Source organism: Pseudomonas sp. LBUM1676, assembly GCF_059695605.1.
Genome location: NZ_CP166777.1, coordinates 1,367,609 through 1,389,887, shown reverse-complemented (window position 1 = coordinate 1,389,887; position 22,279 = coordinate 1,367,609). Strand labels below are relative to the sequence as shown.

25 protein-coding genes and 1 pseudogene are annotated in these 22,279 nt (G+C 59.9%); 8 read left to right on the top strand and 18 right to left on the bottom strand.

Features of this window, described 5'->3' with window-relative positions; genetic code table 11:
• Positions 1-76: 76 nt before the first annotated feature.
• Positions 77-835, top strand: coding sequence for a hypothetical protein (locus ACA041_RS06380; RefSeq protein ID WP_497440364.1), 759 nt, complete (start codon positions 77-79; stop codon positions 833-835).
• Positions 836-2,142: 1,307 nt separating this feature from the next.
• Here ACA041_RS06380 and ACA041_RS06375 read toward each other — a convergent pair.
• From ACA041_RS06375 to ACA041_RS06360, 4 genes and pseudogenes are all read right to left on the bottom strand, one after another.
• Complete coding sequence (locus tag ACA041_RS06375) at positions 2,143-3,006, bottom strand: methyl-accepting chemotaxis protein (protein ID WP_497442014.1); 864 nt, start codon at positions 3,004-3,006, stop codon at positions 2,143-2,145.
• Positions 3,004-4,068 (bottom strand): annotated as a pseudogene (locus ACA041_RS06370) (HAMP domain-containing protein); the annotation flags it as partial. The gene ACA041_RS06375 and the pseudogene ACA041_RS06370, both read right to left, overlap by 3 nt.
• A gap of 147 nt (positions 4,069-4,215) precedes the next feature.
• Positions 4,216-5,604: an aminotransferase-like domain-containing protein gene (locus ACA041_RS06365; protein WP_497440363.1), complete on the bottom strand. Its 1,389-nt coding sequence runs from the start codon at positions 5,602-5,604 to the stop codon at positions 4,216-4,218.
• 151 nt (positions 5,605-5,755) lie between these two features.
• Positions 5,756-6,517, bottom strand: a complete 762-nt coding sequence (locus ACA041_RS06360; RefSeq protein WP_497440362.1) for an SDR family oxidoreductase — start codon at positions 6,515-6,517, stop codon at positions 5,756-5,758.
• A gap of 101 nt (positions 6,518-6,618) precedes the next feature.
• Here ACA041_RS06360 and ACA041_RS06355 point away from each other — a divergent pair, with 101 nt between their 5' ends.
• Together ACA041_RS06355 and ACA041_RS06350 are read left to right on the top strand one after the other, a co-directional pair.
• Entirely contained in the window at positions 6,619-6,756 is a 138-nt protein-coding gene (locus tag ACA041_RS06355; RefSeq protein WP_497440361.1) for a hypothetical protein, read from the top strand.
• Positions 6,753-7,757: an NADP-dependent oxidoreductase gene (locus ACA041_RS06350; protein ID WP_497440360.1), complete on the top strand. Its 1,005-nt coding sequence runs from the start codon at positions 6,753-6,755 to the stop codon at positions 7,755-7,757. Before ACA041_RS06355 ends, ACA041_RS06350 begins: the two co-directional genes overlap by 4 nt.
• Before the next feature lie 72 nt (positions 7,758-7,829).
• Here the strand turns inward: ACA041_RS06350 and pyrF are convergent, their stop codons facing one another.
• Both pyrF and ACA041_RS06340 read right to left on the bottom strand, forming a co-directional pair.
• Positions 7,830-8,528, bottom strand: a complete 699-nt coding sequence (pyrF, locus tag ACA041_RS06345; RefSeq protein ID WP_497440359.1) for an orotidine-5'-phosphate decarboxylase — start codon at positions 8,526-8,528, stop codon at positions 7,830-7,832.
• 215 nt (positions 8,529-8,743) lie between these two features.
• Positions 8,744-9,286, bottom strand: coding sequence for a helix-turn-helix domain-containing protein (locus ACA041_RS06340; RefSeq protein WP_497440358.1), 543 nt, complete (start codon positions 9,284-9,286; stop codon positions 8,744-8,746).
• Positions 9,287-9,444: 158 nt separating this feature from the next.
• Between ACA041_RS06340 and ACA041_RS06335 the strand changes: the two genes are divergently transcribed.
• Positions 9,445-10,227 carry an aldolase gene (locus tag ACA041_RS06335; protein ID WP_497440357.1) on the top strand — a complete coding sequence of 261 codons (783 nt, stop codon included), beginning with the start codon at positions 9,445-9,447 and terminating at the stop codon, positions 10,225-10,227.
• A gap of 29 nt (positions 10,228-10,256) precedes the next feature.
• The gene (locus tag ACA041_RS06330) at positions 10,257-11,144 is read left to right on the top strand and encodes a dihydrodipicolinate synthase family protein (protein WP_497440356.1); all 888 of its coding nucleotides are present in this window, start codon (positions 10,257-10,259) and stop codon (positions 11,142-11,144) included.
• Between the two features lie 62 nt (positions 11,145-11,206).
• On the opposite strand, the gene ACA041_RS06325 is transcribed toward ACA041_RS06330, so the two are convergent.
• The 3 genes from ACA041_RS06325 to ACA041_RS06315 form a co-directional block, all read right to left on the bottom strand.
• Complete coding sequence (locus ACA041_RS06325; RefSeq protein ID WP_497440355.1) at positions 11,207-11,551, bottom strand: YegP family protein; 345 nt, start codon at positions 11,549-11,551, stop codon at positions 11,207-11,209.
• 178 nt (positions 11,552-11,729) lie between these two features.
• The gene (locus ACA041_RS06320; protein ID WP_497440354.1) at positions 11,730-12,035 is read right to left on the bottom strand and encodes a ribbon-helix-helix domain-containing protein; all 306 of its coding nucleotides are present in this window, start codon (positions 12,033-12,035) and stop codon (positions 11,730-11,732) included.
• Between the two features lie 13 nt (positions 12,036-12,048).
• Positions 12,049-12,630, bottom strand: coding sequence for a DJ-1/PfpI family protein (locus ACA041_RS06315; RefSeq protein ID WP_497440353.1), 582 nt, complete (start codon positions 12,628-12,630; stop codon positions 12,049-12,051).
• Between the two features lie 296 nt (positions 12,631-12,926).
• Here ACA041_RS06315 and ACA041_RS06310 point away from each other — a divergent pair, with 296 nt between their 5' ends.
• Positions 12,927-13,832 carry a DMT family transporter gene (locus ACA041_RS06310; protein WP_497440352.1) on the top strand — a complete coding sequence of 302 codons (906 nt, stop codon included), beginning with the start codon at positions 12,927-12,929 and terminating at the stop codon, positions 13,830-13,832.
• Between the two features lie 58 nt (positions 13,833-13,890).
• Here the strand turns inward: ACA041_RS06310 and ACA041_RS06305 are convergent, their stop codons facing one another.
• The 3 genes from ACA041_RS06305 to ACA041_RS06295 form a co-directional block, all read right to left on the bottom strand.
• Positions 13,891-15,096 carry a class I SAM-dependent methyltransferase gene (locus ACA041_RS06305; protein WP_497440351.1) on the bottom strand — a complete coding sequence of 402 codons (1,206 nt, stop codon included), beginning with the start codon at positions 15,094-15,096 and terminating at the stop codon, positions 13,891-13,893.
• A 133-nt stretch (positions 15,097-15,229) separates the two neighbouring features.
• Positions 15,230-15,592, bottom strand: coding sequence for a hypothetical protein (locus tag ACA041_RS06300; protein ID WP_497440350.1), 363 nt, complete (start codon positions 15,590-15,592; stop codon positions 15,230-15,232).
• Positions 15,589-15,873 carry an Ogr/Delta-like zinc finger protein gene (locus tag ACA041_RS06295; RefSeq protein ID WP_497440349.1) on the bottom strand — a complete coding sequence of 95 codons (285 nt, stop codon included), beginning with the start codon at positions 15,871-15,873 and terminating at the stop codon, positions 15,589-15,591. Before ACA041_RS06295 ends, ACA041_RS06300 begins: the two co-directional genes overlap by 4 nt.
• 299 nt (positions 15,874-16,172) lie before the next feature.
• On the opposite strand from ACA041_RS06295, the gene ACA041_RS06290 reads away from it, so the two are divergent.
• Positions 16,173-16,598 carry a helix-turn-helix domain-containing protein gene (locus ACA041_RS06290; protein WP_497440348.1) on the top strand — a complete coding sequence of 142 codons (426 nt, stop codon included), beginning with the start codon at positions 16,173-16,175 and terminating at the stop codon, positions 16,596-16,598.
• 23 nt (positions 16,599-16,621) lie between these two features.
• Here ACA041_RS06290 and ACA041_RS06285 read toward each other — a convergent pair whose 3' ends face one another.
• From ACA041_RS06285 to ACA041_RS06260, 6 genes are all read right to left on the bottom strand, one after another.
• The gene (locus ACA041_RS06285) at positions 16,622-16,900 is read right to left on the bottom strand and encodes a phage holin family protein (RefSeq protein ID WP_497440347.1); all 279 of its coding nucleotides are present in this window, start codon (positions 16,898-16,900) and stop codon (positions 16,622-16,624) included.
• Positions 16,900-17,256, bottom strand: coding sequence for a putative holin (locus ACA041_RS06280; protein WP_150748089.1), 357 nt, complete (start codon positions 17,254-17,256; stop codon positions 16,900-16,902). The genes ACA041_RS06285 and ACA041_RS06280 overlap by 1 nt, the downstream gene beginning before the upstream one ends.
• Entirely contained in the window at positions 17,243-17,545 is a 303-nt protein-coding gene (locus tag ACA041_RS06275) for a helix-turn-helix domain-containing protein (protein WP_497440346.1), read from the bottom strand. Before ACA041_RS06275 ends, ACA041_RS06280 begins: the two co-directional genes overlap by 14 nt.
• Before the next feature lie 137 nt (positions 17,546-17,682).
• On the bottom strand, positions 17,683-18,300 hold the full coding sequence (locus ACA041_RS06270; protein ID WP_497440345.1) for a TPM domain-containing protein: 618 nt from the start codon (positions 18,298-18,300) through the stop codon (positions 17,683-17,685).
• 42 nt (positions 18,301-18,342) lie between these two features.
• A complete protein-coding gene (locus tag ACA041_RS06265) occupies positions 18,343-19,095 on the bottom strand; it encodes a TPM domain-containing protein (RefSeq protein ID WP_497440344.1) in 753 nt (250 codons plus the stop codon).
• A 43-nt stretch (positions 19,096-19,138) separates the two neighbouring features.
• The gene (locus ACA041_RS06260; RefSeq protein WP_497440343.1) at positions 19,139-19,750 is read right to left on the bottom strand and encodes a LemA family protein; all 612 of its coding nucleotides are present in this window, start codon (positions 19,748-19,750) and stop codon (positions 19,139-19,141) included.
• A 235-nt stretch (positions 19,751-19,985) separates the two neighbouring features.
• Here ACA041_RS06260 and bglX point away from each other — a divergent pair, with 235 nt between their 5' ends.
• Positions 19,986-22,277 (top strand): beta-glucosidase BglX, encoded by a 2,292-nt coding sequence (bglX, locus tag ACA041_RS06255; protein WP_497440342.1) that lies wholly within the window; start codon positions 19,986-19,988, stop codon positions 22,275-22,277.
• The last annotated feature ends 2 nt before the right edge of the window (positions 22,278-22,279 follow it).

The window sequence follows — 22,279 nt, the reverse complement described above, 5'->3', positions numbered from 1 at the left end:
GTCCTAGGCGCGCACCTGCCAAGCCACTACACTCGCAAGCGAACCCCATAAAGAGGTCTTACCGGTGACACCACTCATGATCACCCTGCTAGTCGTAGCCGGGATCGCACTATTGATCGCCATTGGCTACATGAACCATGTGGTGGAAAACAACAAGCTGGAAAAGGCCCGCACCAGGCTCGAGCTCAATGATCGCCTGCGTCGCTGCGGGGAAATCACCGAGACTTTTCCCGGTCAGTTGATGACACCGGCCCTCAAGTTGCTGTTGACCCGCCTGGAACTGAACGTCTGCCAGCGCCTGCTCAACCTGGAAAAATCCAACGGCGAGATGAAGGCACGGATTGCCGAACTGAATGCCTTGGCCGCCCAGGGCGAATCGATCCCGGTCAACAATCCGCCGGCACCGATCCTGACCGAAGCCAAAGCCAAGGATGTACGCTTCCTGCTCGAAGCCCTGCACGGCCAGATCACCCGCGCCGCGCAGGACGGCTTCCTGCCGAACAACGAAGCCAAGCGCTGGATCCGCGATGTGCGTCATATCCTGGTCCTGCTGCACATCGAATTCTTCAACAACCTTGGCCAGCGCTCGCTGCAGGAGAATCAGCCCGGGCAAGCCCGACTGGCGTTCGAGCGCGGCGTGCAATACCTGCGCAAACAGCAGGATCCCCAGGTCTATGCCGAACAGCTGGCGTACCTGGAAAAACTCCTGGCCCGGGCCAATGCCCAGGTCATGGACAACATCGCTCCGGCTGAAGACGAAGTGAACCAGCTGACCGAAGGCCTGAAAGACGTCGAGGCTGATGCGGACTGGAAGAAGAAAGTGATTTACGACTGATCCGGGACGGCAGGAAAGCCACCGAAAGGGTGGCTTTTTTTTGTGTTGGGTTTTGTTGGTGAATACATCCGGGGAAGATTGGTCGGCTGGCAGGCCGCCTTCGCGAGCAGGCTCGCTCCCACATTTTGATCCGGGTACAGCCACAGAATCAGGTCGGCTGTCAGGCCGCCTTCGCGAGCAAGCTCGCTCCCACATTTTGATCCGGGTACAGCCACAGAATCAGGTCGGCTGTCAGGCCGCCTTCGCGAGCAAGCTCGCTCCCACATTTTGATCCGGGTACAGCCACAGAATCAGGTCGGCTGTCAGGCCGCCTTCGCGAGCAAGCTCGCTCCCACATTTTGATCCGGGTACAGCCACAGAATCAGGTCGGCTGGCAGGCCGCCTTCGCGAGCAAGCTCGCTCCCACATTTTGATCCGGGTACAGCCACAGAATCAGGTCGGCTGGCAGGCCGCCTTCGCGAGCAGGTTCGCTCCCACATTTTGATCCGGGTACAGCCACAGAATCAGGTCGGCTGTCAGGCCGCCTTCGCGAGCAAGCTCGCTCCCACATTTTGATCCGGGTACAGCCACAGAATCAGGTCGGCTGGCAGGCCGCCTTCGCGAGCAAGCTCGCTCCCACATTTTGATCCGGGTACAGCCACAGAATCAGGTCGGCTGGCAGGCCGCCTTCGCGAGCAACCTCGCTCCCACAAGTTGATCCGGGTACAGCCACAGAATCAGGTCGGCTGGCAGGCCGCCTTCGCGAGCAACCTCGCTCCCACAAGTTGATCCGGGTACAGCCACAGAATCAGGTCGGCTGGCAGGCCGCCTTCGCGAGCAACCTCGCTCCCACAAGTTGATCCGGGTACAGCCACAGAATCAGGTCGGCTGGCAGGCCGCCTTCGCGAGCAAGCTCGCTCCCACAGAAGAGCAGATCTGCGCACACTCGCTCTTCGCCACTCAACAGGCCGAGCGTTAGCTCGCCTGCAGCTCTTGATCTTGATCCACCCGCCCCTTCGGGAGGCTGAGTGGAGGTGTGCATCCGGGGAGTGGCGCGCAGCGCCGTTCGACGCAGTCGAACACGCTGCATGTAGGTCGTCGCGAAGCAGACCGGAGGGCAGTGTCCCCGGATGGATACCGGAGCGAAGGAACGCCGAGCCTTAGCGAGGGGCCGGACGCCGGGGCGAGCCTTTTTGGGTACTTTTTTGGCGTTTGAAAAAAGTGCCTCGCTGTAAGAGCGAAACCATAAGCGGCCATTACCGCAGCAACGGATATGTACACAACAAACAAGAACCTGGTCGGCCCAAAGGCCGCCAAGTCCAAAAGCATCAAAGCCGAAAATGCCCGACCATCCCCTTCAACTCAACCCCCAATTGCGCCAATTCAATACTGGACGCCGCATTCCCCTGCATCGCCAACGAAGACTGATCCGCACTGGCGCGAATACTCGTCACGCTGCGATTGATCTCCTCGGCCACCGAACTCTGCTCCTCGGCAGCCGCCGCGATCTGCTGGTTCATCTGCTGAATCAACGAGACCGCCGCGGCGATACTGCCCAGCGCACTCTCGGTCTGCAGCGCATCGCTGACCGCCAACTTCACCAACTCGCCACTGTTCTGAATCTGCTGTACCGAGGACTGCGCCGCCGAACGCAAGGCGCTGACCAGCCGCTCGATCTCCTCGGTCGATTGCTGGGTGCGTTTGGCCAGAGCCCGCACTTCATCGGCCACCACGGCAAAACCCCGGCCCTGCTCCCCCGCCCGCGCCGCTTCGATCGCCGCGTTGAGCGCCAACAGATTGGTCTGCTCGGCCACACTCTTGATGACGCTGAGCACCGTGCCGATGTTCTGGATTTGCGCACTCAAGCTGTCGATACTCGAACTGGCCGAGGTTGCCGAGTCCGCCAGTTGCTCGATCCGTGCCATGCTCTGGCGCACCACCTCCTGACCGCTTTCGACCTTATCGTCGGCCGTCTGCGCCGCCTGAGCGGCCTCCTCCGCATTGCGCGCAACGTCATGCACGGTCGCGGTCATCTGATTCATCGCCGTAGCGACCTGCTCGGTTTCTTCCTTCTGGCTGCTGACTTCCAGGTTGGTTTGCGAGGTCACTGCCGACAACGATTGCGCCGAACTGGCCAACTGCTCGATGCCAGCCTGCAAGCCGCTGACGATACTGCTGAGCCCGGCCCCCATCTGTTGCATGGCCTGCATCAACTGGCCGATCTCATCACGACGAGTCACCTCGACCGTCGCACTCAAATCACCGGAGGCAATCTGCTGTGCGACACGAATAACGCTGCGCAACGGTTGAACGATCAGCCGGGTAATCACCCAGGCGGCGATCAATCCGACCAGCAAGGCCAGTGCGGAGGAGCAGACGATCAGCAACGAGTTCTTCTTCAGCTGGGTCTGCATCGACTGGTCTTCGGCGACATAAGCCTGATCCACCCGCTCCACCACCTGCGCGGCACGCTGATGCAGTTGCTCATAAACCGTCTTTTCCTGCGCCAGCAGGCCAGTGTATTCGGCGAGCTTTTCGCTGAAACCACCGATATGGCCGGCCACTTCATTGAGGACCGTCTGGTACCCCTCATCCTTGACCAGGGTCTTGAGCTGCTCGGCCTGGGCCAGCGCCTGGTCGGCCTGCTCGATCTTGCCCCGCGCCACGCTGTCGTCGCCCTTGCGACTCTGGTCCAGGCGCACGCGTGCTTCGTTCATGGCTTGCAACATCAGCCGCGATACCTGACTGACCTGACTGGCTTGCTCGATAAATTGCGCACCGTCCTTGCCCTCGGATTCTTTCAAGGTATAGGCGCCGTCATCGGCCAGCCCGGCCTGCAGCACATCGAGGTTATTGGCCACGCTGGACACAGACCAACTGGCCATTTCCAGCGCCAGGTCCTTGGCCTGGCTGAGCGAGACGAATTCGTCAAAGGCCTTGCGATAGGCGCCCAGGGATTGTTCGACATCATTCATCACCGGCACGTTGGCCGCCGATCGGGCCTTGAGCTCGGTCGCCAGGGCAATCAGCTCGTCAACGCCCTGGTGCAAGGCTTCGGCGGTTTTCGGATTGCCGTGCAAGGCGTATTCCTGCTCAAGCAGTCGCACTTTGAGCAAACCGCTGTTGAGCGACGACATCTGCTTGAGCCCATCGAAGCGCTGGCTGATGGTCTGCAGGGACCATACGCCGATGGCCGCCACCACCGCGGTCAACAGCAGTACGAGTACAAACCCGATACCCAGTTTTTTCGCCATACCGAGGTTGGCAAAACGTCCTTGCACGGCCGAAATCATTGCACTTGGTCCCCTGATAGAGTCTGTTGACGCAGAGTCGCAACGGGCCTGAATCAACACAAGTCTCTGGCGCCTGAATAATGGCAAAAAGCTATGCCCACGTCGTTTTCAGAACGCTTGAGGTCGATCCACAGCGGTGGCTTGAAAAAACGCCCGGGCTCGCGGATCACTGGCATAGGCCACGTTGATCCGCTGCCAGTCGCCAGGCTGGCCGGAGGGGCTGAAGGCCGTCGCAGAAGACAGCAGGACACCGAAACGCTGTGCCTGAGTCCGCACCTGAGCGTAGTCGGACATCCGCGATCGCGCCCAGATGAACACCCCCCCGGCGGGCTTGCCGAAAACCTCCCACTCAGCGTCTTCGAGCGCTTGCAATGCGGCTTGTCGATCGCTGTTCAAACGCTGGCGCTGGCGCTGTACCAAGGTGCGATAGGCACCGCTGGCCAACAGGCAAGCCAACACCGATTCGCAAAACCGTGATGCGCCCATGCTGCTGATCATCTTCACCTCGGCCAACCGCGAAACGACCCCGGCGCCGGCTACGACAAAGCCGACCCGTAACGAGCTGCTAAGGGTCTTGGAGAAACTGCCGACGTAGATCACGTTGTCCGCGGTATCCAGCGCGGCGAGCCGGGTACCCTGCCCGCTGGATAAATCTGCATAGACGTCATCTTCGACGACCAGCACACAGTGGGTTTTCGCCAGTTGCAGAACCTGCCGGGCCACCTGCGGCGCCAGGCTGCTGCCCGTTGGATTGTGATGGAAACTGTTGATGAACAATGCCCGGGGCCGGTATTGCAGCAGCAGGGCCTCGAGTACTTCGGTATCGGGCCCGCTCGGCGTTCGCGGCACCTCGATCATCTTGATCCCGTGCAGCCTGAGCAGCTCGAACAGCATCGAGTACCCGGGATTTTCCACCACCACGTATTCACCTGGCTTGAGCAAGGTGCGCACGATCAGATCAAGCCCCTGGCTGGCTCCCGCCGTTGTCAGGATTCGATGCTCATCCACGGCGATATCCAACTGTCGCAGGCGCTTGAGAATTTGCAGGCGCAAGGCTGGCAGACCCAGCGGGGTGCCGTAGTTGAACAGCCCGGCCATGTCGGTGCGACTGACCTGGCGGATCGCGTAACTCAGATCGTCTGATTCGCGCCAGCTTACGGGCAATCCGCCGCAGCCCAGCTTCAGGTCACCGAAGCTGCCATGCTGCTTCACCGCTGCCCCTTCGGACCAGGGGTGATCGCATCGCGGGCGGGCAGCCGCCGGGTCGGCGACAAAGAAGCCGCTGCCGTGCCGCGCCCCCAGCACCCCTTCAGCCACCAGGCGCTCACAGGCTTCAACGACGCTGGATTGACTGAGCAGATTATCCCGCGCTATTTGCCGCGCAGAAGGTAAACGCGTCCCGGGCAATGTCTCGCTTTGGCGAAGCCAGCCCGCCAGCGCATCGACGATTTGCTGGACGAGCGGCACCAAGGCCTGTCGATCGATTCTCAATTCCATGAGCAAGCAAACTCCTGTTCGTTTGGCTGGAACAGTTAATCACAGGAGCGCTCGATGGGATGTGCGACAACGCCGACAAAATCCCCGGTTCCAACTATTGGAAATACTTTGCCCGGGATCATGCCGAGGAAAAAATTGCAGCTGCCTGGCTTCAGAACGCCGTGACGCCACCGTCCACCGCCAACGAGTGTCCAGTGGTGAATGCTGCACCGTCGCTGCACAGGTACAGCACCGCGCTGGCGATCTCTTCGACCTTGCCGATGCGACCCACCGGGTGCATGGCATTGGCGAACTCGCCCTTCTTCGGATCCGCTTCATAAGCACGGCGGAACATGTCGGTATCGATCACCGCCGGGCACACCGCATTCACCCGGATCTTTTTCTTCGCGTATTCGATGGCCGCCGATTTGGTCAGGCCGATCACCGCATGTTTCGACGCCGCGTAAATACTCATCTTCGGCGCAGCCCCCAGACCGGCCACCGAAGCGGTATTGACGATCGCACCACCGCCCTGAGCCAGCAGCAAGGGCAATTGGTACTTCATGCACAGCCAGACGCCTTTGACATTGACGCCCATGATCGCGTCGAACTCGTCGATCGTGCCGTCGGCCAGTTTGCCTTTCTCGATCTCGATACCTGCGTTATTGAAGGCATAGTCCAAACGACCGTAGGTATTCACGACTTCGTCCATCAGATTTTTTACATCGCTTTCCAGCGTGACGTTGCAACGCACGAAGGTTGCTTCACCGCCTGCCGTGCGAATCAACGCCACCGTGCCCTCACCACCGGCGGTGTCCAGGTCGGCAACCACCACTTTCAAGCCTTCGGCGGCGAACGCCTGCGCCGTCGCGCGGCCAATGCCGGCCGCGGCCCCTGTCACCACTGCCACCTGGCCGGAAAACGTCATGCTCATTGTTATGTCCTCGTAGAGAAGATGCGGGGGTTCGCGTGGCCCCAGTCTAGTCACAGGCATCCTTGGCGCGGCAGCACTATCAGAAGGCCGGTTGAGTGCCCATGGATTGCAATGATAAAACCGTGGGGGCGACCATCACTGTTCTGGATCAAGGTGCATTCGCCGCATCAGGCCAACTTGCGGCATTGATCATGAAGGTCTATCAACAAGACTTCATTCATCTTGAGTGCCTGTCATGACTACCCAGACCAACCGCCAGTTCCTGCTCGCCAAACGTCCGGTGGGCGCGGCCACCCGCGAGACCTTTACCTATCAGGAAGTACCGGTCGGCGAACCGGCCGCGGCTCAGATTCTGGTCAAGAACGAATACCTGTCCCTGGACCCCGCCATGCGCGGCTGGATGAACGAGGGCAAGTCCTATATTCCGCCCGTCGGTCTCGGCGAAGTGATGCGTGCATTGGGGGTAGGCAAAGTCATTGCCTCGAACAATCCGGGGTTTGCGGTCGGGGACTACGTCAATGGCGCCCTGGGTGTGCAGGATTATTTCCTCGGCGAGCCCCGGGGTTTCTACAAAGTCGATCCGAAACTGGCGCCACTGCCGCGTTATCTATCGGCGCTGGGCATGACCGGGATGACCGCCTATTTCGCCCTGCTCGACGTGGGTGCGCCCAAGGCCGGTGACACGGTAGTGCTCTCCGGCGCGGCCGGCGCGGTCGGCAGCATTGCCGGGCAGATCGCCAAGCTCAAGGGTTGCCGCGTTGTCGGCATCGCAGGCGGCGCCGACAAGTGCCAGTTCCTGATCGACGAACTGGGGTTTGACGGTGCCATCGATTACAAGAACGAAGACATCCACGCCGGGCTCAAGCGCGAATGCCCGAAAGGCGTCGATGTGTACTTTGACAACGTTGGCGGCGACATCCTCGACGCGGTGCTCAGTCGCCTGAACTTGAAGGCGCGGGTAGTGATTTGCGGCGCCATCAGTCAGTACAACAACAAGGAAGCGGTCAAGGGACCGGCCAACTACCTGTCGCTGTTGGTCAACCGCGCGCGGATGGAAGGCTTCGTGGTGATGGATTACGCCGCACAGTTCGCTGCGGCCGGACAGGAAATGGCCGGCTGGATGGCCAAGGGGCAACTCAAGAGCAAGGAAGACATCGTCGAAGGGCTCGAGACGTTCCCGGAGACGCTGATGAAGTTGTTCAGCGGGGAAAATTTCGGCAAGTTGGTGTTGAAGGTTTAATCAGACATCTGAAGACACCACAAAACAACTGTGGGAGCCGGCTCGCTCCCACAGTTGATCTTCGGCGTCTGGTTAAGCGAGTTCGGCAACCACGGCCGCCAATGCCTTGGCCGGATCCGCCGCCTGGCTGATCGGACGGCCGATTACCAGATAGTCGGAACCGGCATCCAGCGCCTGGCGCGGGGTCAGGATGCGGCGTTGATCGTCCTGGGCGCTGCCCGTCGGACGAATCCCCGGGGTCACCAGTTGCAGCGAAGGATGAGCCGCTTTCAGGGCCTGGGCTTCCAGGGCCGAGCAGACCAGACCGTCCATCCCGGCCTTTTCCGCCAGAGCTGCCAGACGCAAGACCTGCTCCTGCGGTTCGATATCCAGACCGATACCCGCCAGATCCTCGCGCTCCATGCTGGTCAGCACGGTCACGCCGATCAACAGCGGCTTGGGGCCGGTGCGCTGGTCGAGCACTTCGCGGCAGGCGGCCATCATGCGCAGACCGCCGGAACAGTGCACGTTGACCATCCATACGCCCATTTCTGCAGCCGCCTTGACGGCCATGGCGGTGGTATTGGGGATGTCGTGGAACTTGAGGTCCAGGAATACTTCGAAACCCTTGTCACGCAGGGTGCCAACGATTTCCGCAGCGCAGCTGGTGAACAGTTCTTTACCGACCTTGACCCGGCACAGCTTCGGGTCCAACTGATCGGCCAGCTTCAGTGCGGCGTCACGGGTGGGGAAATCCAGGGCGACGATGATAGGAGTCTGGCAGGCGGACATGAGTGGGCTCTCAGGCAGGTCGAAATCGGCGCGCATTGTAGCGGAACCAGCGGCGCTGCGGGACCCGATGATCGGTAAATCGTCGATACGGCTCCAGCAAGCCTAGCGCCTGCGCCCGGTATGTCGAGTTCGATACGGACCGGGGCCGACCGCTATTGGCCCACCCCCACGGCAGACCCTGCGACCCGCTTGCTGGCCAACGAGCCGCGAGCCACTCATTCCTCGGCGCTGTGTACGACCACCAGCAACTGCGCCTGAACCTCGCCCACCGAGCGAATCCGGTGCGGCTTCTGCGCATTGAAATACAGCGCATCACCGCGATCAAGCAGCACCCGCTCGTTCATGAAGTCCACTTCCACCTGCCCGTCATGGACGAACAGAAACTCTTCCCCCAAATGCTCCTTGAAGGTCTTGTCGGCGAACTCGGTCGGCGGATAAATCATGAACGGCAACAGGCTTCGCTCACTGACCTGATGGGCCAGCACCGAGTAACCCGGGCTCTGGTCATTGGCCCCCAGGGCCTGGCGTTCGGCGCTGCGCACCAGGCTGTAGCTGTCGAGGCTGACGTTGTCTTCCGAGAACAACTCTTCGACCTTCACGTTCAACGCCTTGGCCAGTTTCAGCGCAGCCGCGATCGACGGGGTGTTCAGCCCGCGCTCGACCTTCGACAGATAACTCTTGGTCATGCCGGACTTTTCGGCCAAGGCCTCCAGCGTCACGCCCAATTTTTTTCTCAGTAATTTCAAACGGATAGACATGTAGAGCGATTAATCCAGAAAAAATCGATGAGTTGTCCTTGCCAATGACACTTTGTGTCATATATTCTCATTTGTGTCATTTGCATTCACCCATGACCTTGCGAGCAACGAGTGAACGGCAAAACCGACGTCCATTGAACGCACCAAAGGACACCGATATGACCAAGACCTTAGCACTACCCAAAGAGCAGCTGGTCAAGCAAGCGCTGACACAGATGCAAAATACCCTGGCGGATAATACGTGGACCGACCGGCAAAAGCTGGCCCTGACTTGCCGTATTCTGTTCGAGAATGGTCACGACTCCGGCCTGGCCGGGCAAATCACTGCCCGCGGCCCACAGCCAGGGACCTATTACACTCAGCAACTGGGCCTGGGTTTCGACGAGATCACCGCCAGTAATCTGCTGCTGGTCAACGAAGACCTGGAAGTGCTTGAAGGCCATGGCATGCCCAATCCGGCCAACCGTTTCCACAGCTGGGTGTACCGCGCCCGACCGGACGTGAACTGCATCATTCACACGCACCCGACCCACGTTGCGGCGCTGTCGATGCTGGAGGTACCGCTGCAGATTTCCCACATGGACCTCTGCCCACTGTACGACGACTGCGCGTTTCTCGAAGGCTGGCCGGGCGTGCCGGTGGGCAATGAAGAAGGCGAACTGATTGCCGGGGCGCTGGGCGACAAACGGGCGATCCTGCTTTCGCACCATGGCCAGTTGTCCACCGGTACGACCATCGAAGAAGCCTGTGTCATTGCGCAACTGATCGAGCGCGCCGCGAAGCTGCAACTGCTGGCGATGAGTGCCGGGGTTATCAAGCCGATCCTGCCGGAGCTGGGTCGTGAAGCCCATGACTGGATTTCGAAACCCAAACGCCACGCCGCTGCGTTCAACTACTACGCCCGGCAGAATCTGCGTCAACACGCCGATTGCCTGAACTGAACCCACCCATTTTCTGCAGGAGAGACAGCATGTCGACCCCAACCATTCACGGCATCATTGGCTACACCATCACCCCGTTCACCGCCAATGGCGACGGCGTTGATCTGGACGCGCTCGGACGCTCCATCGACCGCCTGATCGACGACGGCGTCCACGCCATCGCCCCACTGGGCAGCACCGGCGAAGGCGCCTACCTGAGCGACGCGGAGTGGGATCAGGTCAGCGAATTCAGTATCCGGCATGTCGCCAGGCGCGTGCCGACCATTGTCAGCGTGTCCGACCTGACCACCGCCAAAGCGGTGCGCCGCGCTCGTTTCGCCGAGGCTCACGGTGCCGACGTGGTGATGGTGCTGCCGACGTCCTACTGGAAACTCAGCGAAGCGGAAATCCTCGCTCACTACCGCGCCATCGGCGACAGCATCGGCGTGCCGATCATGCTCTACAACAACCCCGCCACCAGCGGCACCGACATGTCGGTTGAGCTGATCCTGCGCATCGTCAACTCGGTGGACAACGTGACCATGGTCAAGGAGAGCACCGGCGACATCCAGCGCATGCACAAGCTGCAACTGCTGGGCGAAGGTCAGGTGCCGTTCTACAACGGCTGCAATCCGCTGGCGCTGGAAGCTTTTGCGGCGGGTGCGAAAGGCTGGTGCACGGCGGCGCCGAACCTGATCGCACAACTCAATCTTGATTTGTATGAAGCGATGTTGGCCAACGATCTGGGCAAGGCGCGCGAACTGTTCTATCGCCAGTTGCCGCTGCTGGACTTCATCCTCAAGGGTGGCTTGCCGGCGACCATCAAGGCCGGTCTGCGGGCGACCGGGCTGGAAGTGGGCGATCCACGGTTGCCGGTGTTTCCGTTGGGCGAAGCCGGCCTCGGCCAGTTGCAGGGTTTGTTGAAAACATTGCGCTGACCTCAAGCACGCCCCCCCTGTAGGAGCTGGCTTGCCAGCTCCTACAGGGGATTTGTGGGTGGTTAGAGCACCGGCAAGGTCTTGTCCTTGATCACCTTGGTCGGGCCGTTGGTCTTTACACTGGCAATGCCTTTGTCCATCGCGGCATCGGAGGAATAAGCCTCGCTGCTGCCAATCGTCTCGTGGTTACCGGCCTTGAGGTTGAAGTAAGGATGGCCATCCCTGGTGGTTTTCTTCTCGTAGCGTTCATCCAGCGGGCTATTGGCCTGAACGGAGGCGATGCCTTTGTCGGCGGCGGCGCGGGTGCTGTACAGCTCGCTGGTCAGAACGGTTTCGGCGTTGGCGGCCTTCAGTACGAATTTGAACTGGCCGTTGCTGCTTTTACTGACTTCGTACCATCCGGACATGCTCTTACTCCTTGGCGAATGAGGTTGCGCGCTTCAGAGTAAAGACCAGGCCGGGATTTCTGTCGCCTGTGCGGGCCTCTTCGCGAGCAGGCTCGCTCCCACATGGATTGATGTACACAACCCACTGTGGGAGCGAGCCTGCTCGCGAAAGGGCCGGCAAGGTCAATACAAAACCACTCTACTTCACCCCCGCTCGCACCACCGACAACTCAGGTGCCTGCCCCCGCCGCTGACTCAGATACCGGGTACAACTCACCCGCAGAAACGAAGCAAAATTCACCACCTCGCCGCGATAATCCATCACCTCTTCATACAGCTTGGCGATCAGCTGGTTGGTGGTCATGCCGTCGACCTCGGCAATTTCGCTGAGAATGTCCCAGAACTGATTCTCCAGGCGCAAGGTGGTGACCACCCCGCAGATGCGCAGCGAGCGGGAGCGCGACTCGTAGAGAATCGGATCGGCCTTGACGTAGAGCTCGCACATGGACAGGTCCTCGTTATAGCGTGATTCTGGTGCCAAGCAACCCGAGGAAACCGGCCAGCCAGCTCGGGTGCGCCGGCCAGGCCGGGGCAGTGGCCAGATTGCCTTGAACGTGACCTTCCGTCACCGGGATATCGATGAACGTACCGCCGGCCAGGCGCACTTCCGGGGCGCAGGCCGGATAGGCGCTGCACTCGCGACCTTCCAAAATCCCCGCCGCCGCCAGCAATTGCGCGCCGTGACACACGGCCGCGATCGGCTTGCCGGCCTTGTCGAATGCCCGCACCAGCTCCAGGACTTTTTCGTTCAGGCGCAAGTACTCCGGCGCACGACCGCCCGGCACCAGCAAGGCGTCGTAATCCGTTTCGGCCACCTTGGCAAAATCGAAGTTCAGGGCAAACAGGTGGCCGGGTTTTTCGCTGTAGGTCTGGTCGCCTTCGAAATCATGGATCGCCGTGCGCACGGTCTGGCCGGCGGTTTTGTCCGGGCAAACGGCGTGTACCGTGTGGCCGACCATCAGCAGCGCCTGGAAAGGCACCATCACTTCATAGTCTTCGACGTAATCGCCGACCAGCATCAGGATTTTCTTGGCAGCCATGGGGAGACTCCTCTGGGTTATGTGGGCCTGCAGAAGTATTCAAGTTAGTCCTTATCCTGGGGGGTGGGTAATAACCAGCTACTACCTGAAGACCGCGTTATCGTTTTTCGCGAGCAGGCTCGCTCCCACATTTGACCGAGTCGCCCATGGGAATGCGGTTGAATGTGGAGCGGGCTTGCTCGCGAAGAGGGTCTCAAACTGTACGGATAACTCTGCGCCTAGCTGTAACAGCGCAGGCGCCGCGGTTTATGGCTAGATGAAGGCTCTTCCCTCCGCCCTCGATCCTGGTTGCCATCATGTCCTCGCGCGAAAACACCGGCATGGCCCTCGGCCTGCTCGGCGTGGTGATCTTCAGCCTCACCCTGCCCTTCACGCGAATCGTCGTGCAGGAACTCCATCCGTTGCTCAACGGCCTGGGCCGGGCGCTGTTCGCGGCGGTTCCGGCGGCGATGCTGTTGCTGTGGCGCCGGGAAAAATGGCCAACGTGGAAACAGATCAAAGGCCTGAGCCTGGTGATTGCCGGGGTGATTCTCGGCTTCCCGGTACTCTCGGCGTGGGCCATGCAAACCTTGCCCGCATCCCATGGTGCACTGGTCAATGGCCTGCAACCGCTGTGCGTAGCGCTGTATGCCGCGTGGTTGTCCCACGAACGACCGTCGAAAGCCTTCTGGGCCTGCGCCGCGCTGGGCAGCGCACTGGTGCTCGGTTACGCGCTGATCAGCGGTGCCGGCAGCATTCAGGCCGGTGATTTACTGATGCTTGGGGCGATCGCCGTGGGTGGCCTGGGTTATGCCGAGGGTGGCCGGTTGGCCAGGGAGATGGGTGGCTGGCAGGTGATCTGCTGGGCGCTGGTGCTGTCGACGCCGTTGCTGATCGGGCCGGTGCTGTACCTGGCGCTGCAACATCAGGGCGAGATTTCGAGCAGAACCTGGTGGGCGTTCGGCTACGTCTCGCTGTTCTCGCAGTTCATCGGTTTCTTTGCCTGGTACGCCGGGCTGGCCATGGGTGGCATTGCCCGGGTCAGTCAGATCCAGCTGTTGCAGATCTTCTTCACCATCGCGTTTTCGGCGTTGTTCTTCGGGGAACACGTCGAGCCGATCACCTGGCTGTTTGCCGCCGGGGTGATCGTGACGGTGATACTGGGGCGCAAGACGGCGGTCAAATCAACTGTGGGGGCGAGCCTGCTCGCGAAGGGGCCGTAACTGCCAACAACATTGTTGGCTGTCGAGCGCCTTCGCGAGCAGGCTCGCTCCCACAGGGTCAGAGGTAACCGTCGGCTCGCAGCAAGGTTTCGAGACAGTGCTCGGTAATCCGGTAGAAATCCTTCAGCTCCTGAATCTTCCCCAACAGCTGACTCGGGTCCACCGGCTCGGCGCGTTTGACCGCCAGAATCATCTTGTTCTTGTTGGTGTGCTCCAGTGAGATGAACTCGAACACCTTGGTCTCGTAGCCGCAGGCCTCCAGGAACAATGCACGCAAACTGTCGGTCACCATTTCCGCCTGCTGGCCCAGGTGCAGGCCGTATTGCAGCATCGGCTTGAGCAGCGCCGGGCTCTGGATCTGCAGGCGGATCTGCTTGTGGCAGCAGGGTGAACACATGATGATCGAGGCGCCGGAGCGAATGCCGGTGTGTATCGCGTAGTCGGTTGCGATGTCGCAGGCATGCAGCGCGATCATCACGTCCAGCTCGCTCGGCGCGACGCTGCGCACATCGCCGCATTTGAACACCAGGCCCGGATGCTCCAGCTTTGCAGCCGCCGTATTGCACAGGGTGACCATGTCTTCACGCAGCTCGACCCCGGTCACCTCCCCTTCGGTCGTCAAGGTATTGCGCAGATAGTCGTGGATCGCGAACGTCAGATACCCCTTGCCCGAACCGAAGTCCGCGACCCTTACCGGTTTGTCCAGCGCCAGGGGCGACGAGGTCAACGCATGGCTGAACACTTCGATGAACTTGTTGATCTGCTTCCACTTGCGCGACATCGCCGGGATCAGCTCGTGCTTGCTGTTCGTCACGCCGAGGTCGGCGAGGAATGGCCGGCTCAGGTCAAGGAAGCGATTTTTCTCGCGGTTGTGCTCGGCGGACGGCACTTCGCGTAATTGCTGAGGTTTGCTCTTGAACAGCGACGACTTGCCCTTTTTGCTGTATTCGAGCTGAGCCTCGTCCGTCAGCGCCAGCAAATGCGCATTTTTAAACGATGCCGGCAGCAATTCGGCGACGGTCGCGATGCCCTCGGCAAGCGACAGGTTCTTGGTAATGTCGCGGGTCTTGTAGCGATAGACGAAGGACAAGCAGGGCTGATCCTTGACCGTCAGTTGCTTGATGATCAACCGCTGCAGGTCCGGCTCTGCGCCGACGTACTTGGCCAGCACCAGTTTGATGAAAGCACTCTGCTTCAGACTGGTCGCCAACAGGTCGATAAACAGCGCGTGATGATCCGGCGTGAGGCTGGCGGTAACGGACATGTAAAAAACGTCTCGGCGTGAAAAATCGGGGAATGAACGGCATTTTAGGGGGGATGGGCGTTTTCGGCACGGGGTTATTTTTCTTCCAGGTCCCGGCAACGCCATCCAGGACCTGAATACAGCTATTGAATCCTCAAGGTTCCACCAGCCGAAGTTTACGGTTGGAGGGCGAGTTGATGACGTATTTGACAATTAACCCCACCGGCACTGCCCAGGTCAGGCCGTTGGCCGGATCAGTGACCACGGCGACGGTCTCGGAGCTGGCCGCGATATCCAGACGCCGGCGATCATGGCTGGACTTGAGCGCTCCGTAGGCATGGCTGACCAGTCTTTCTGCCAGATGCATCGGCACATCGACATGCTCCAGGTGCTTCACTGCACGACAGAACAGCACCTGATCATCAATCGATCCATCGCCCTCATGGCGGGCCAGAAATGCCTGGGCAATGGCCAGCAACTCCTCATCCAACGCCTGGCCTTCATCGCTGCTCGTCATGCCAGTGACTCCTGAGGCGCTTCCGTCGGTGGGTTCGCTACCGCAACAGGTCGGGCAGCGCGACGCAGGTCGGCCCCCGCGCAGGGCAGGTGCACGGCAGGATTGGGCATGCCACTGGGCGAAAGTTCATGGGTCATTTCGAACTCGGCCCGCACCGACCAGCCGCAGGCTTCCGACGTACATTGCAAATACGCTACCCGCAGGAAAATATGCCGGCCCTCGCTGGTTCTGATACGCATCCGGTTCAAGCAATGCGGACACACCATTTTGTAAGTACTCATGCTTGACCCTCGGCAGTCATCTGGTGGCAATCGATATGATCAAACGCAATACTGCTTGAAACATTGATCACCTCGATCCTGCCTTGGGAATCAGGTCGGCCGGACAATAGGAAGTGCGACGGGTGGCTCCATAATCGGCACGAACCAAGCTCGTAGGAAATCACCCTGATACCATTAGGAAGTTTCAACATCGTATTTTTCTGTTTCATAGTTGACGATTGATTACTCACAAGAAGAAAGTACTCACTACGCGTAATCTAGACACTCAAAATGCGCGTGTCAAAAGGAAGAGGCTAAAATTGAGTAGCAAAAAATCACAAGCTGTTCTGTCTCGCTTAAAGCTGATTACAGGCACAAAAACCGATGCCTCGTTGTCTTCCGCGCTACAGATCAGCCCTCAAACACTCAGTAGCTGGAAAGGACGCGACAGCACTCCATACTCATTATGCGTAGAAATCGCGCAAGCACGTGGTATCTCGCTCGACTGGTTGCTGTTGGGTGAAGGGCCCATCCTGCGGCCTACGCCTGACGCTCCCCCCGATAACCATCAAAAAAGCACGACACGGGAAAACACTATTCTCGCGCTCTGGCGATTGCTCAATGAAGATGATCGCTGTGCCATACAAAACGCACTGGAAGAAAAATGGCGATTGCGCGATATGGAACTCAAACTTTCGGAAATGGCCTCTATTCTGGCTGCACTGCAACACTCGAACGACACATGAAGTCATATGTAACCGAAGTCTGATTACTTCAAGGCATGCCACAACACCATAATGTTGCCGCTGCTGCGAATAATCAGTGCGCATGACAAAACGCTCACCACTGCATGCCATGGACTCACCGGCACAAATGTCAGCAGTACATCCAGGCCGCCAAGGTAAAACACCCCTCCGCACAGACTGATCAACAATCCGTCCCGACAGCAATGACGTCGTTCGTTACGCTGATAACAGGCAAGCCTGAACGCACTCAATAAATGAGCGACACCGGTGACAAAGACAAGCGCGATCATTTCATTACCCATCACCCCCGTCCTCGCAGGTGCCGAATGATTTCGCCGATACCGGCACCGTCAATCCACTGCATCAGCTTGATGCTGATGGGGATAACGATCAGCGCGCAGAAAAAGGCCGTCACGCCTCCGGTGAGGAAAGGGGCCAGCCGCAACGCAACAGGGGTGAACAGATAGCCGACGCCCGCCGACAGCAACCAGGAACCGATACGTTGCCAGGCCTTGAAATTGCTCCCGGTCGTCGTGACGAGCCACGCGCCCAATGCCGCACCGAACAAAGCCTCGCCGTCGATCGAGGGCAGTGTCGCGATGCCCAGACCCAGCATGAGTCCACTGAGGCTGTTATAGGTCGAATCAGTCAGGCTCATGGGCGCCTCGCGAATCGATGCTTGCGATGGCAATCACGCCCGTCTCGATGGCTTTGAGCAAAGCGGCACGGCGCGAGCTGACGGCAAACTTGCGGCGGATATTGGAGAAGTGGAAATTGATCGTGGAGACCGAGCAATTCTGAATCCTGGCGATTTCCCAGGAGGTTTTCCCCTGGAAGCACCAGATCAGGGCTTGTTTCTCTTTCGCCGTCAGTCCGGCCGACGGGGCATTGGCTCCGCCACCGGGCACTGCACAAGCATAAGAGTCGAGCGGTTGATGCATTGACATGACAAGAACTCCCTCTATGTCAGAACACCCGTTACCGGGCGCTCACTGTTAGAGAGAGATGTTGAAGTCAGGCCTGGACTCAGACAACGGGCCGGGATTGTAGCGTCGCGCGCTACACAACCGCAGCGTAATGGTGCTCAGCCAAGCACCACCAACCGGTTGGGCAACTCATTGCGCACATGGGTCACCGGCACATGCACCTTGAGCAATTCGCCGCAGGCTTCGACGCAAGTGACAAACCCCTGCAAGGTCTGTCCCTGTTTCACCTGCCGAGTGAACGCCGTCACGATCGCGTCCCAGTTCTCGTTACCCAGGCGCTGCGAAATCCCCTCATCCACCAGGATTTCCACATAGCGCTCGGCTTCGGAGACGAAAATCAGCATGCCGGTGCTGCCCGTGGTGTGGTGCAGGTTTTGCTCCAGGAACTGCCGACGGGCCAGGTTCGAGGCGCGCCAGTGACGTACCGAGCGCGGGATCAGGTGCGTGGTGACTTGCGGAATACGGAACACCAGGCACAGCACGATGAAGCTGCCCCATTGCACCAGCAGCAGGCTGTGCAGGGTCAGCCAGCCGGTCAGGTAATGCACGACACCCGGCACCACCAGCGCCAGCAGGCTGGCCCAGAGCAATGGGATGTACGCATAGTCGTCAGCACGGGCCGCGAGCACCGTCACCAGTTCGGCGTCGGTGTCGCGCTCGACCCGGGCAATCGCCTCGGCGACTTTACGTTGTTCGTGTTCGGTCAGTAATGCCATGTTGAAAATGCCTGCTCGCTAATGTTTTTACCGCCAGTGCCATCACCAGCCGCCCGACGAACCGCCACCGCCGAAGCTGCCCCCGCCGCCGCTGAAACCCCCACCTCCACCACCAAAACCGCCGCCGCCAAACCCGCCACCCGAGCTGCCTCTGCCACCACTGCCACCGCTTGGCAGGATGCCGAGCATCTGGCAGACGAAAATCGTCAGGATGAACAGCATCACCAGAAACACGAATAATCCCGGATGCCGTGAAACGAAGTCGCTCTCCTGATCGCCTCGGGACTCGTACAACGTGGAAGGCTCATCCAGCGGATTTCCCCCCAGCACCACCAGCATCGCCGCGACCCCGTCGCTGATGCCCTTGCTGAAGTTGCCGGCCTTGAATGCCGGGGTGATCACCTGATTGATGATCACCGAACTCTGCGCGTCGGTCAGGCGCTCTTCCAGGCCATATCCGACTTCGATGCGCAACCGGCGCTCATCGCGGGCAACAATCAGCAACGCCCCGTTGTTCTTGTCCTTTTGGCCGATGCCCCAATGGCGCCCAAGCTGATAACCGAAGTCCGCAATGTCGGTGCCCTGCAAATCGGGCAGCGTAACCACCACCAACTGCTCACCCGTGGCCTTTTCATGGGCATCGAGCTGCTGTGTGAGCTGCTCGCGCACCGACGGCTCGATCAGCCCGGCGTTGTCCACCACCCGCCCGGTCAGCTGCGGGAACTTCAATTCGGCCTGGGCCGCCAGGGCAAACACCCAGAGCAACAGGACCAGGCCCACTTTCAACACGCGCATTGGCAACCTCATCCATGGTGACGCATCTAACCTGAACCGGCGCTTACTGGAACTTCACTTCAGGTGCTTTTTGCGCATCGGGGCTGGTGGCCTCGAAGGTTTCGCGGATCGGCAGATCGCTGTACATCACCGTATGCCACAGGCGACCGGGGAAGGTGCGGATTTCGGTGTTGTACTTCTGCACCGCGAGAATGAAATCACGGCGCGCCACGGCGATCCGGTTTTCGGTGCCTTCAAGCTGCGATTGCAGGGCGAGGAAGTTCTGGTTGGCCTTGAGGTCCGGATAGCGCTCGGACACCACCATCAGCCGGCTCAGTGCACCGGTCAGCTGATCCTGGGCCTGCTGGAACTGTTTGAGTTTTTCCGGGTTGTCCAGGGTGCTGGCATCGACCTGGATCGAAGTCGCCTTGGCCCGGGCCTCGATCACCGCGGTCAGGGTCTCCTGTTCATGCTGCGCGTAACCCTTGACGGTTTCCACCAGGTTGGGGATCAGGTCGGCGCGGCGCTGGTACTGGTTCTGCACCTGGCCCCAGGTGGCCTTGGCCTGTTCGTCGAGGGTCGGGATGTTGTTGATGCCGCAGCCGGCCAGCAAGGTGGCCAGCAACATCAAGGCTGCGACCTGCAGGCTGGACCGATAGTGGTGTCGTACGTTCATCTGGTTGACGCTCCCTTGCACATTCCGTTGAAAAACAACCTGCGAACTTTGAGACGGCGCTTGGGGCATAATCTGCGCCGCTACTGGATTGCATCGAGCCAATGGGCTAAAAGATGCCCCAGCGCTAAAACACTGTAGAAGTGTGCTGCATTTACCTGAACAACAATAGTCGCTCCCTAAATTTTGGCTGACCGGCGCGTATTCACTGCCGTTTAGGCTTTAGAGAAAACCATTCATGAAGAAGCTGTGTTTGCTGGGCCTGTTCGTCAGCCTGGCCAGTCATACCGTATTGGCCGCCACGACACCCGCACCTCTGGAGAACAAGGACGCCTTCGTCAGCAACCTGATGAAGCAAATGACCCTCGATGAAAAAATCGGCCAGTTGCGCCTGATCAGCATCGGCCCGGAAATGCCGCGCGAAATGATCCGCAAGGAAATCGCCGCCGGCAACATCGGTGGCACGTTCAACTCGATCACCCGCCCGGAAAACCGTCCGATGCAGGACGCGGCCATGCGCAGCCGGTTGAAGATCCCGATGTTCTTCGCCTATGACGTGATCCACGGTCACCGCACCATTTTCCCGATCCCGATCGCCCTGGCCTCGAGCTGGGACATGGACGCCATCGGCCTGTCCGGGCGAGTCGCCGCCAGGGAAGCCGCCGCGGACAGCCTTGACATCACCTTCGCGCCGATGGTCGACATCTCCCGCGATCCACGCTGGGGTCGTACATCCGAAGGCTTCGGCGAAGACACTTACCTGGTGTCGCGCATCGCCGGCGTCATGGTCAAGGCCTTTCAGGGCAGCGGCGCCAACGCGGCCGACAGCATCATGGCCAGCGTCAAGCACTTTGCCTTGTACGGCGCGGTCGAGGGCGGTCGCGACTACAACGTCGTCGACATGAGCCCGGTCAAGATGTACCAGGACTACCTGCCGCCGTACCGCGCGGCGATTGACGCCGGTGCCGGCGGGGTGATGGTGGCGCTGAACTCGATCAACGGCGTGCCGGCCACCGCCGACACCTGGCTGATGAATGATCTGTTGCGCAAGGAATGGGGCTTCAAGGGCCTGGCGGTCAGCGACCACGGGGCGATTTTCGAATTGATCAAGCACGGCGTCGCCCGTGACGGTCGCGAAGCCGCGAAGCTGGCCATCAAGGCGGGCATCCACATGAGCATGAACGACACGCTCTATGCCAAGGAATTGCCGGGACTGTTGAAGGCCGGCGAGATCCAGCAGAGCGACATCGACAATGCCGTGCGTGCCGTGCTGGACGCCAAGTACGACATGGGCCTGTTCAAGGAACCGTACCTGCGCATCGGCAAGGCTGAGGATGACCCGGTCGACACCTACGCCGAGAGCCGCCTGCACCGTGCCGAGGCCCGCGATGTCGCGCGCCGCAGCCTGGTGTTGCTGAAGAACCAGGGCGAAACCCTGCCGCTGAAGAAAACCGCGAAAATCGCCCTGGTCGGCCCGCTGGCCAAGGCGCCGATCGACATGATGGGCAGTTGGGCCGCTGCTGGCCGGCCTGCGCAATCGGTGACCCTGTTCGACGGCATGACGAATGCGCTGGGCGCACAGTCGACGCTGATCTACGCCCGCGGCGCCAACATCACCAGCGACAAGAAGGTCCTCGATTACCTGAACTTCCTCAACTTCGATGCCCCGGAAGTGGTGGACGATCCGCGTGCGGACCAAGTGTTGATCGATGAGGCCGTGAAAGCTGCCAAGGAGGCCGACGTGGTGGTGGCAGCCGTGGGCGAGTCCCGTGGCATGTCCCATGAATCGTCAAGTCGTACCGACCTGAACATCCCGGTCAACCAGCGCGAGCTGATCAAGGCCTTGAAAGCTACCGGCAAACCACTGGTGCTGGTATTGATGAACGGCCGCCCGCTGTCGATTCTCGAAGAGAAGGAACAGGCTGACGCTATCCTGGAAACCTGGTTCAGCGGCACCGAAGGCGGCAACGCCATCGCCGACGTGCTGTTCGGCGATTACAACCCGTCGGGCAAGCTGCCAATCACCTTCCCGCGCTCGGTGGGTCAGATTCCGACCTACTACAACCATCTGAGCATTGGCCGGCCGTTCACGCCGGGCAAGCCGGGCAATTACACCTCGCAGTATTTCGATGACACCACCGGCCCCCTGTTCCCGTTCGGTTTTGGCTTGAGTTACACCGACTTCAGCCTGACCGACATGGCCCTGTCCGCGACCACGCTGAACAAGACCGGCAAGCTCGATGCCCGCGTCACGGTGAAAAACACCGGCAAACGTGACGGCGAAACCGTGGTGCAGCTGTACATCCAGGACGTGACCGGCTCGATGATCCGACCGGTCAAGGAACTGAAGAACTTCCAGAAAGTCATGATCAAGGCCGGCGAACAGAAAGTCGTGCGCTTCACCATCACCGAGGATGATCTGAAGTTCTTTAATGCCCAGCTCAAGTACGCGGCGGAACCGGGCAAGTTCAATGTGCAGATCGGCCTGGATTCAGCGGATGTGACGCAGCAGAGTTTTGAACTGCTGTAATC

Bases quoted from the DNA above. Each gene is read 5' to 3' on its own strand.
- bglX (WP_497440342.1), top strand. From the start codon at position 19,986: ATGAAGAAGCTGTGTTTGCTGGGCCTGTTCGTCAGCCTGGCCAGTCAT.
- ACA041_RS06285 (WP_497440347.1), bottom strand. From the start codon at position 16,900: ATGGGTAATGAAATGATCGCGCTTGTCTTTGTCACCGGTGTCGCTCAT.
- ACA041_RS06280 (WP_150748089.1), bottom strand. From the start codon at position 17,256: ATGAGCCTGACTGATTCGACCTATAACAGCCTCAGTGGACTCATGCTG.
- ACA041_RS06375 (WP_497442014.1), bottom strand. From the start codon at position 3,006: ATGGGGGCCGGGCTCAGCAGTATCGTCAGCGGCTTGCAGGCTGGCATC.
- ACA041_RS06295 (WP_497440349.1), bottom strand. From the start codon at position 15,873: ATGAGTACTTACAAAATGGTGTGTCCGCATTGCTTGAACCGGATGCGT.
- ACA041_RS06335 (WP_497440357.1), top strand. From the start codon at position 9,445: ATGACCAAGACCTTAGCACTACCCAAAGAGCAGCTGGTCAAGCAAGCG.
- pyrF (WP_497440359.1), bottom strand. From the start codon at position 8,528: ATGTCCGCCTGCCAGACTCCTATCATCGTCGCCCTGGATTTCCCCACC.
- ACA041_RS06270 (WP_497440345.1), bottom strand. From the start codon at position 18,300: ATGGCATTACTGACCGAACACGAACAACGTAAAGTCGCCGAGGCGATT.
- ACA041_RS06305 (WP_497440351.1), bottom strand. From the start codon at position 15,096: ATGTCCGTTACCGCCAGCCTCACGCCGGATCATCACGCGCTGTTTATC.
- ACA041_RS06275 (WP_497440346.1), bottom strand. From the start codon at position 17,545: ATGTCAATGCATCAACCGCTCGACTCTTATGCTTGTGCAGTGCCCGGT.
- ACA041_RS06360 (WP_497440362.1), bottom strand. From the start codon at position 6,517: ATGAGCATGACGTTTTCCGGCCAGGTGGCAGTGGTGACAGGGGCCGCG.
- ACA041_RS06350 (WP_497440360.1), top strand. From the start codon at position 6,753: ATGACTACCCAGACCAACCGCCAGTTCCTGCTCGCCAAACGTCCGGTG.
- ACA041_RS06340 (WP_497440358.1), bottom strand. From the start codon at position 9,286: ATGTCTATCCGTTTGAAATTACTGAGAAAAAAATTGGGCGTGACGCTG.
- ACA041_RS06260 (WP_497440343.1), bottom strand. From the start codon at position 19,750: ATGAACGTACGACACCACTATCGGTCCAGCCTGCAGGTCGCAGCCTTG.
- ACA041_RS06265 (WP_497440344.1), bottom strand. From the start codon at position 19,095: ATGCGCGTGTTGAAAGTGGGCCTGGTCCTGTTGCTCTGGGTGTTTGCC.
- ACA041_RS06380 (WP_497440364.1), top strand. From the start codon at position 77: ATGATCACCCTGCTAGTCGTAGCCGGGATCGCACTATTGATCGCCATT.
- ACA041_RS06365 (WP_497440363.1), bottom strand. From the start codon at position 5,604: ATGGAATTGAGAATCGATCGACAGGCCTTGGTGCCGCTCGTCCAGCAA.
- ACA041_RS06325 (WP_497440355.1), bottom strand. From the start codon at position 11,551: ATGTCCGGATGGTACGAAGTCAGTAAAAGCAGCAACGGCCAGTTCAAA.
- ACA041_RS06330 (WP_497440356.1), top strand. From the start codon at position 10,257: ATGTCGACCCCAACCATTCACGGCATCATTGGCTACACCATCACCCCG.
- ACA041_RS06300 (WP_497440350.1), bottom strand. From the start codon at position 15,592: ATGACGAGCAGCGATGAAGGCCAGGCGTTGGATGAGGAGTTGCTGGCC.
- ACA041_RS06310 (WP_497440352.1), top strand. From the start codon at position 12,927: ATGTCCTCGCGCGAAAACACCGGCATGGCCCTCGGCCTGCTCGGCGTG.
- ACA041_RS06355 (WP_497440361.1), top strand. From the start codon at position 6,619: ATGGATTGCAATGATAAAACCGTGGGGGCGACCATCACTGTTCTGGAT.
- ACA041_RS06315 (WP_497440353.1), bottom strand. From the start codon at position 12,630: ATGGCTGCCAAGAAAATCCTGATGCTGGTCGGCGATTACGTCGAAGAC.
- ACA041_RS06320 (WP_497440354.1), bottom strand. From the start codon at position 12,035: ATGTGCGAGCTCTACGTCAAGGCCGATCCGATTCTCTACGAGTCGCGC.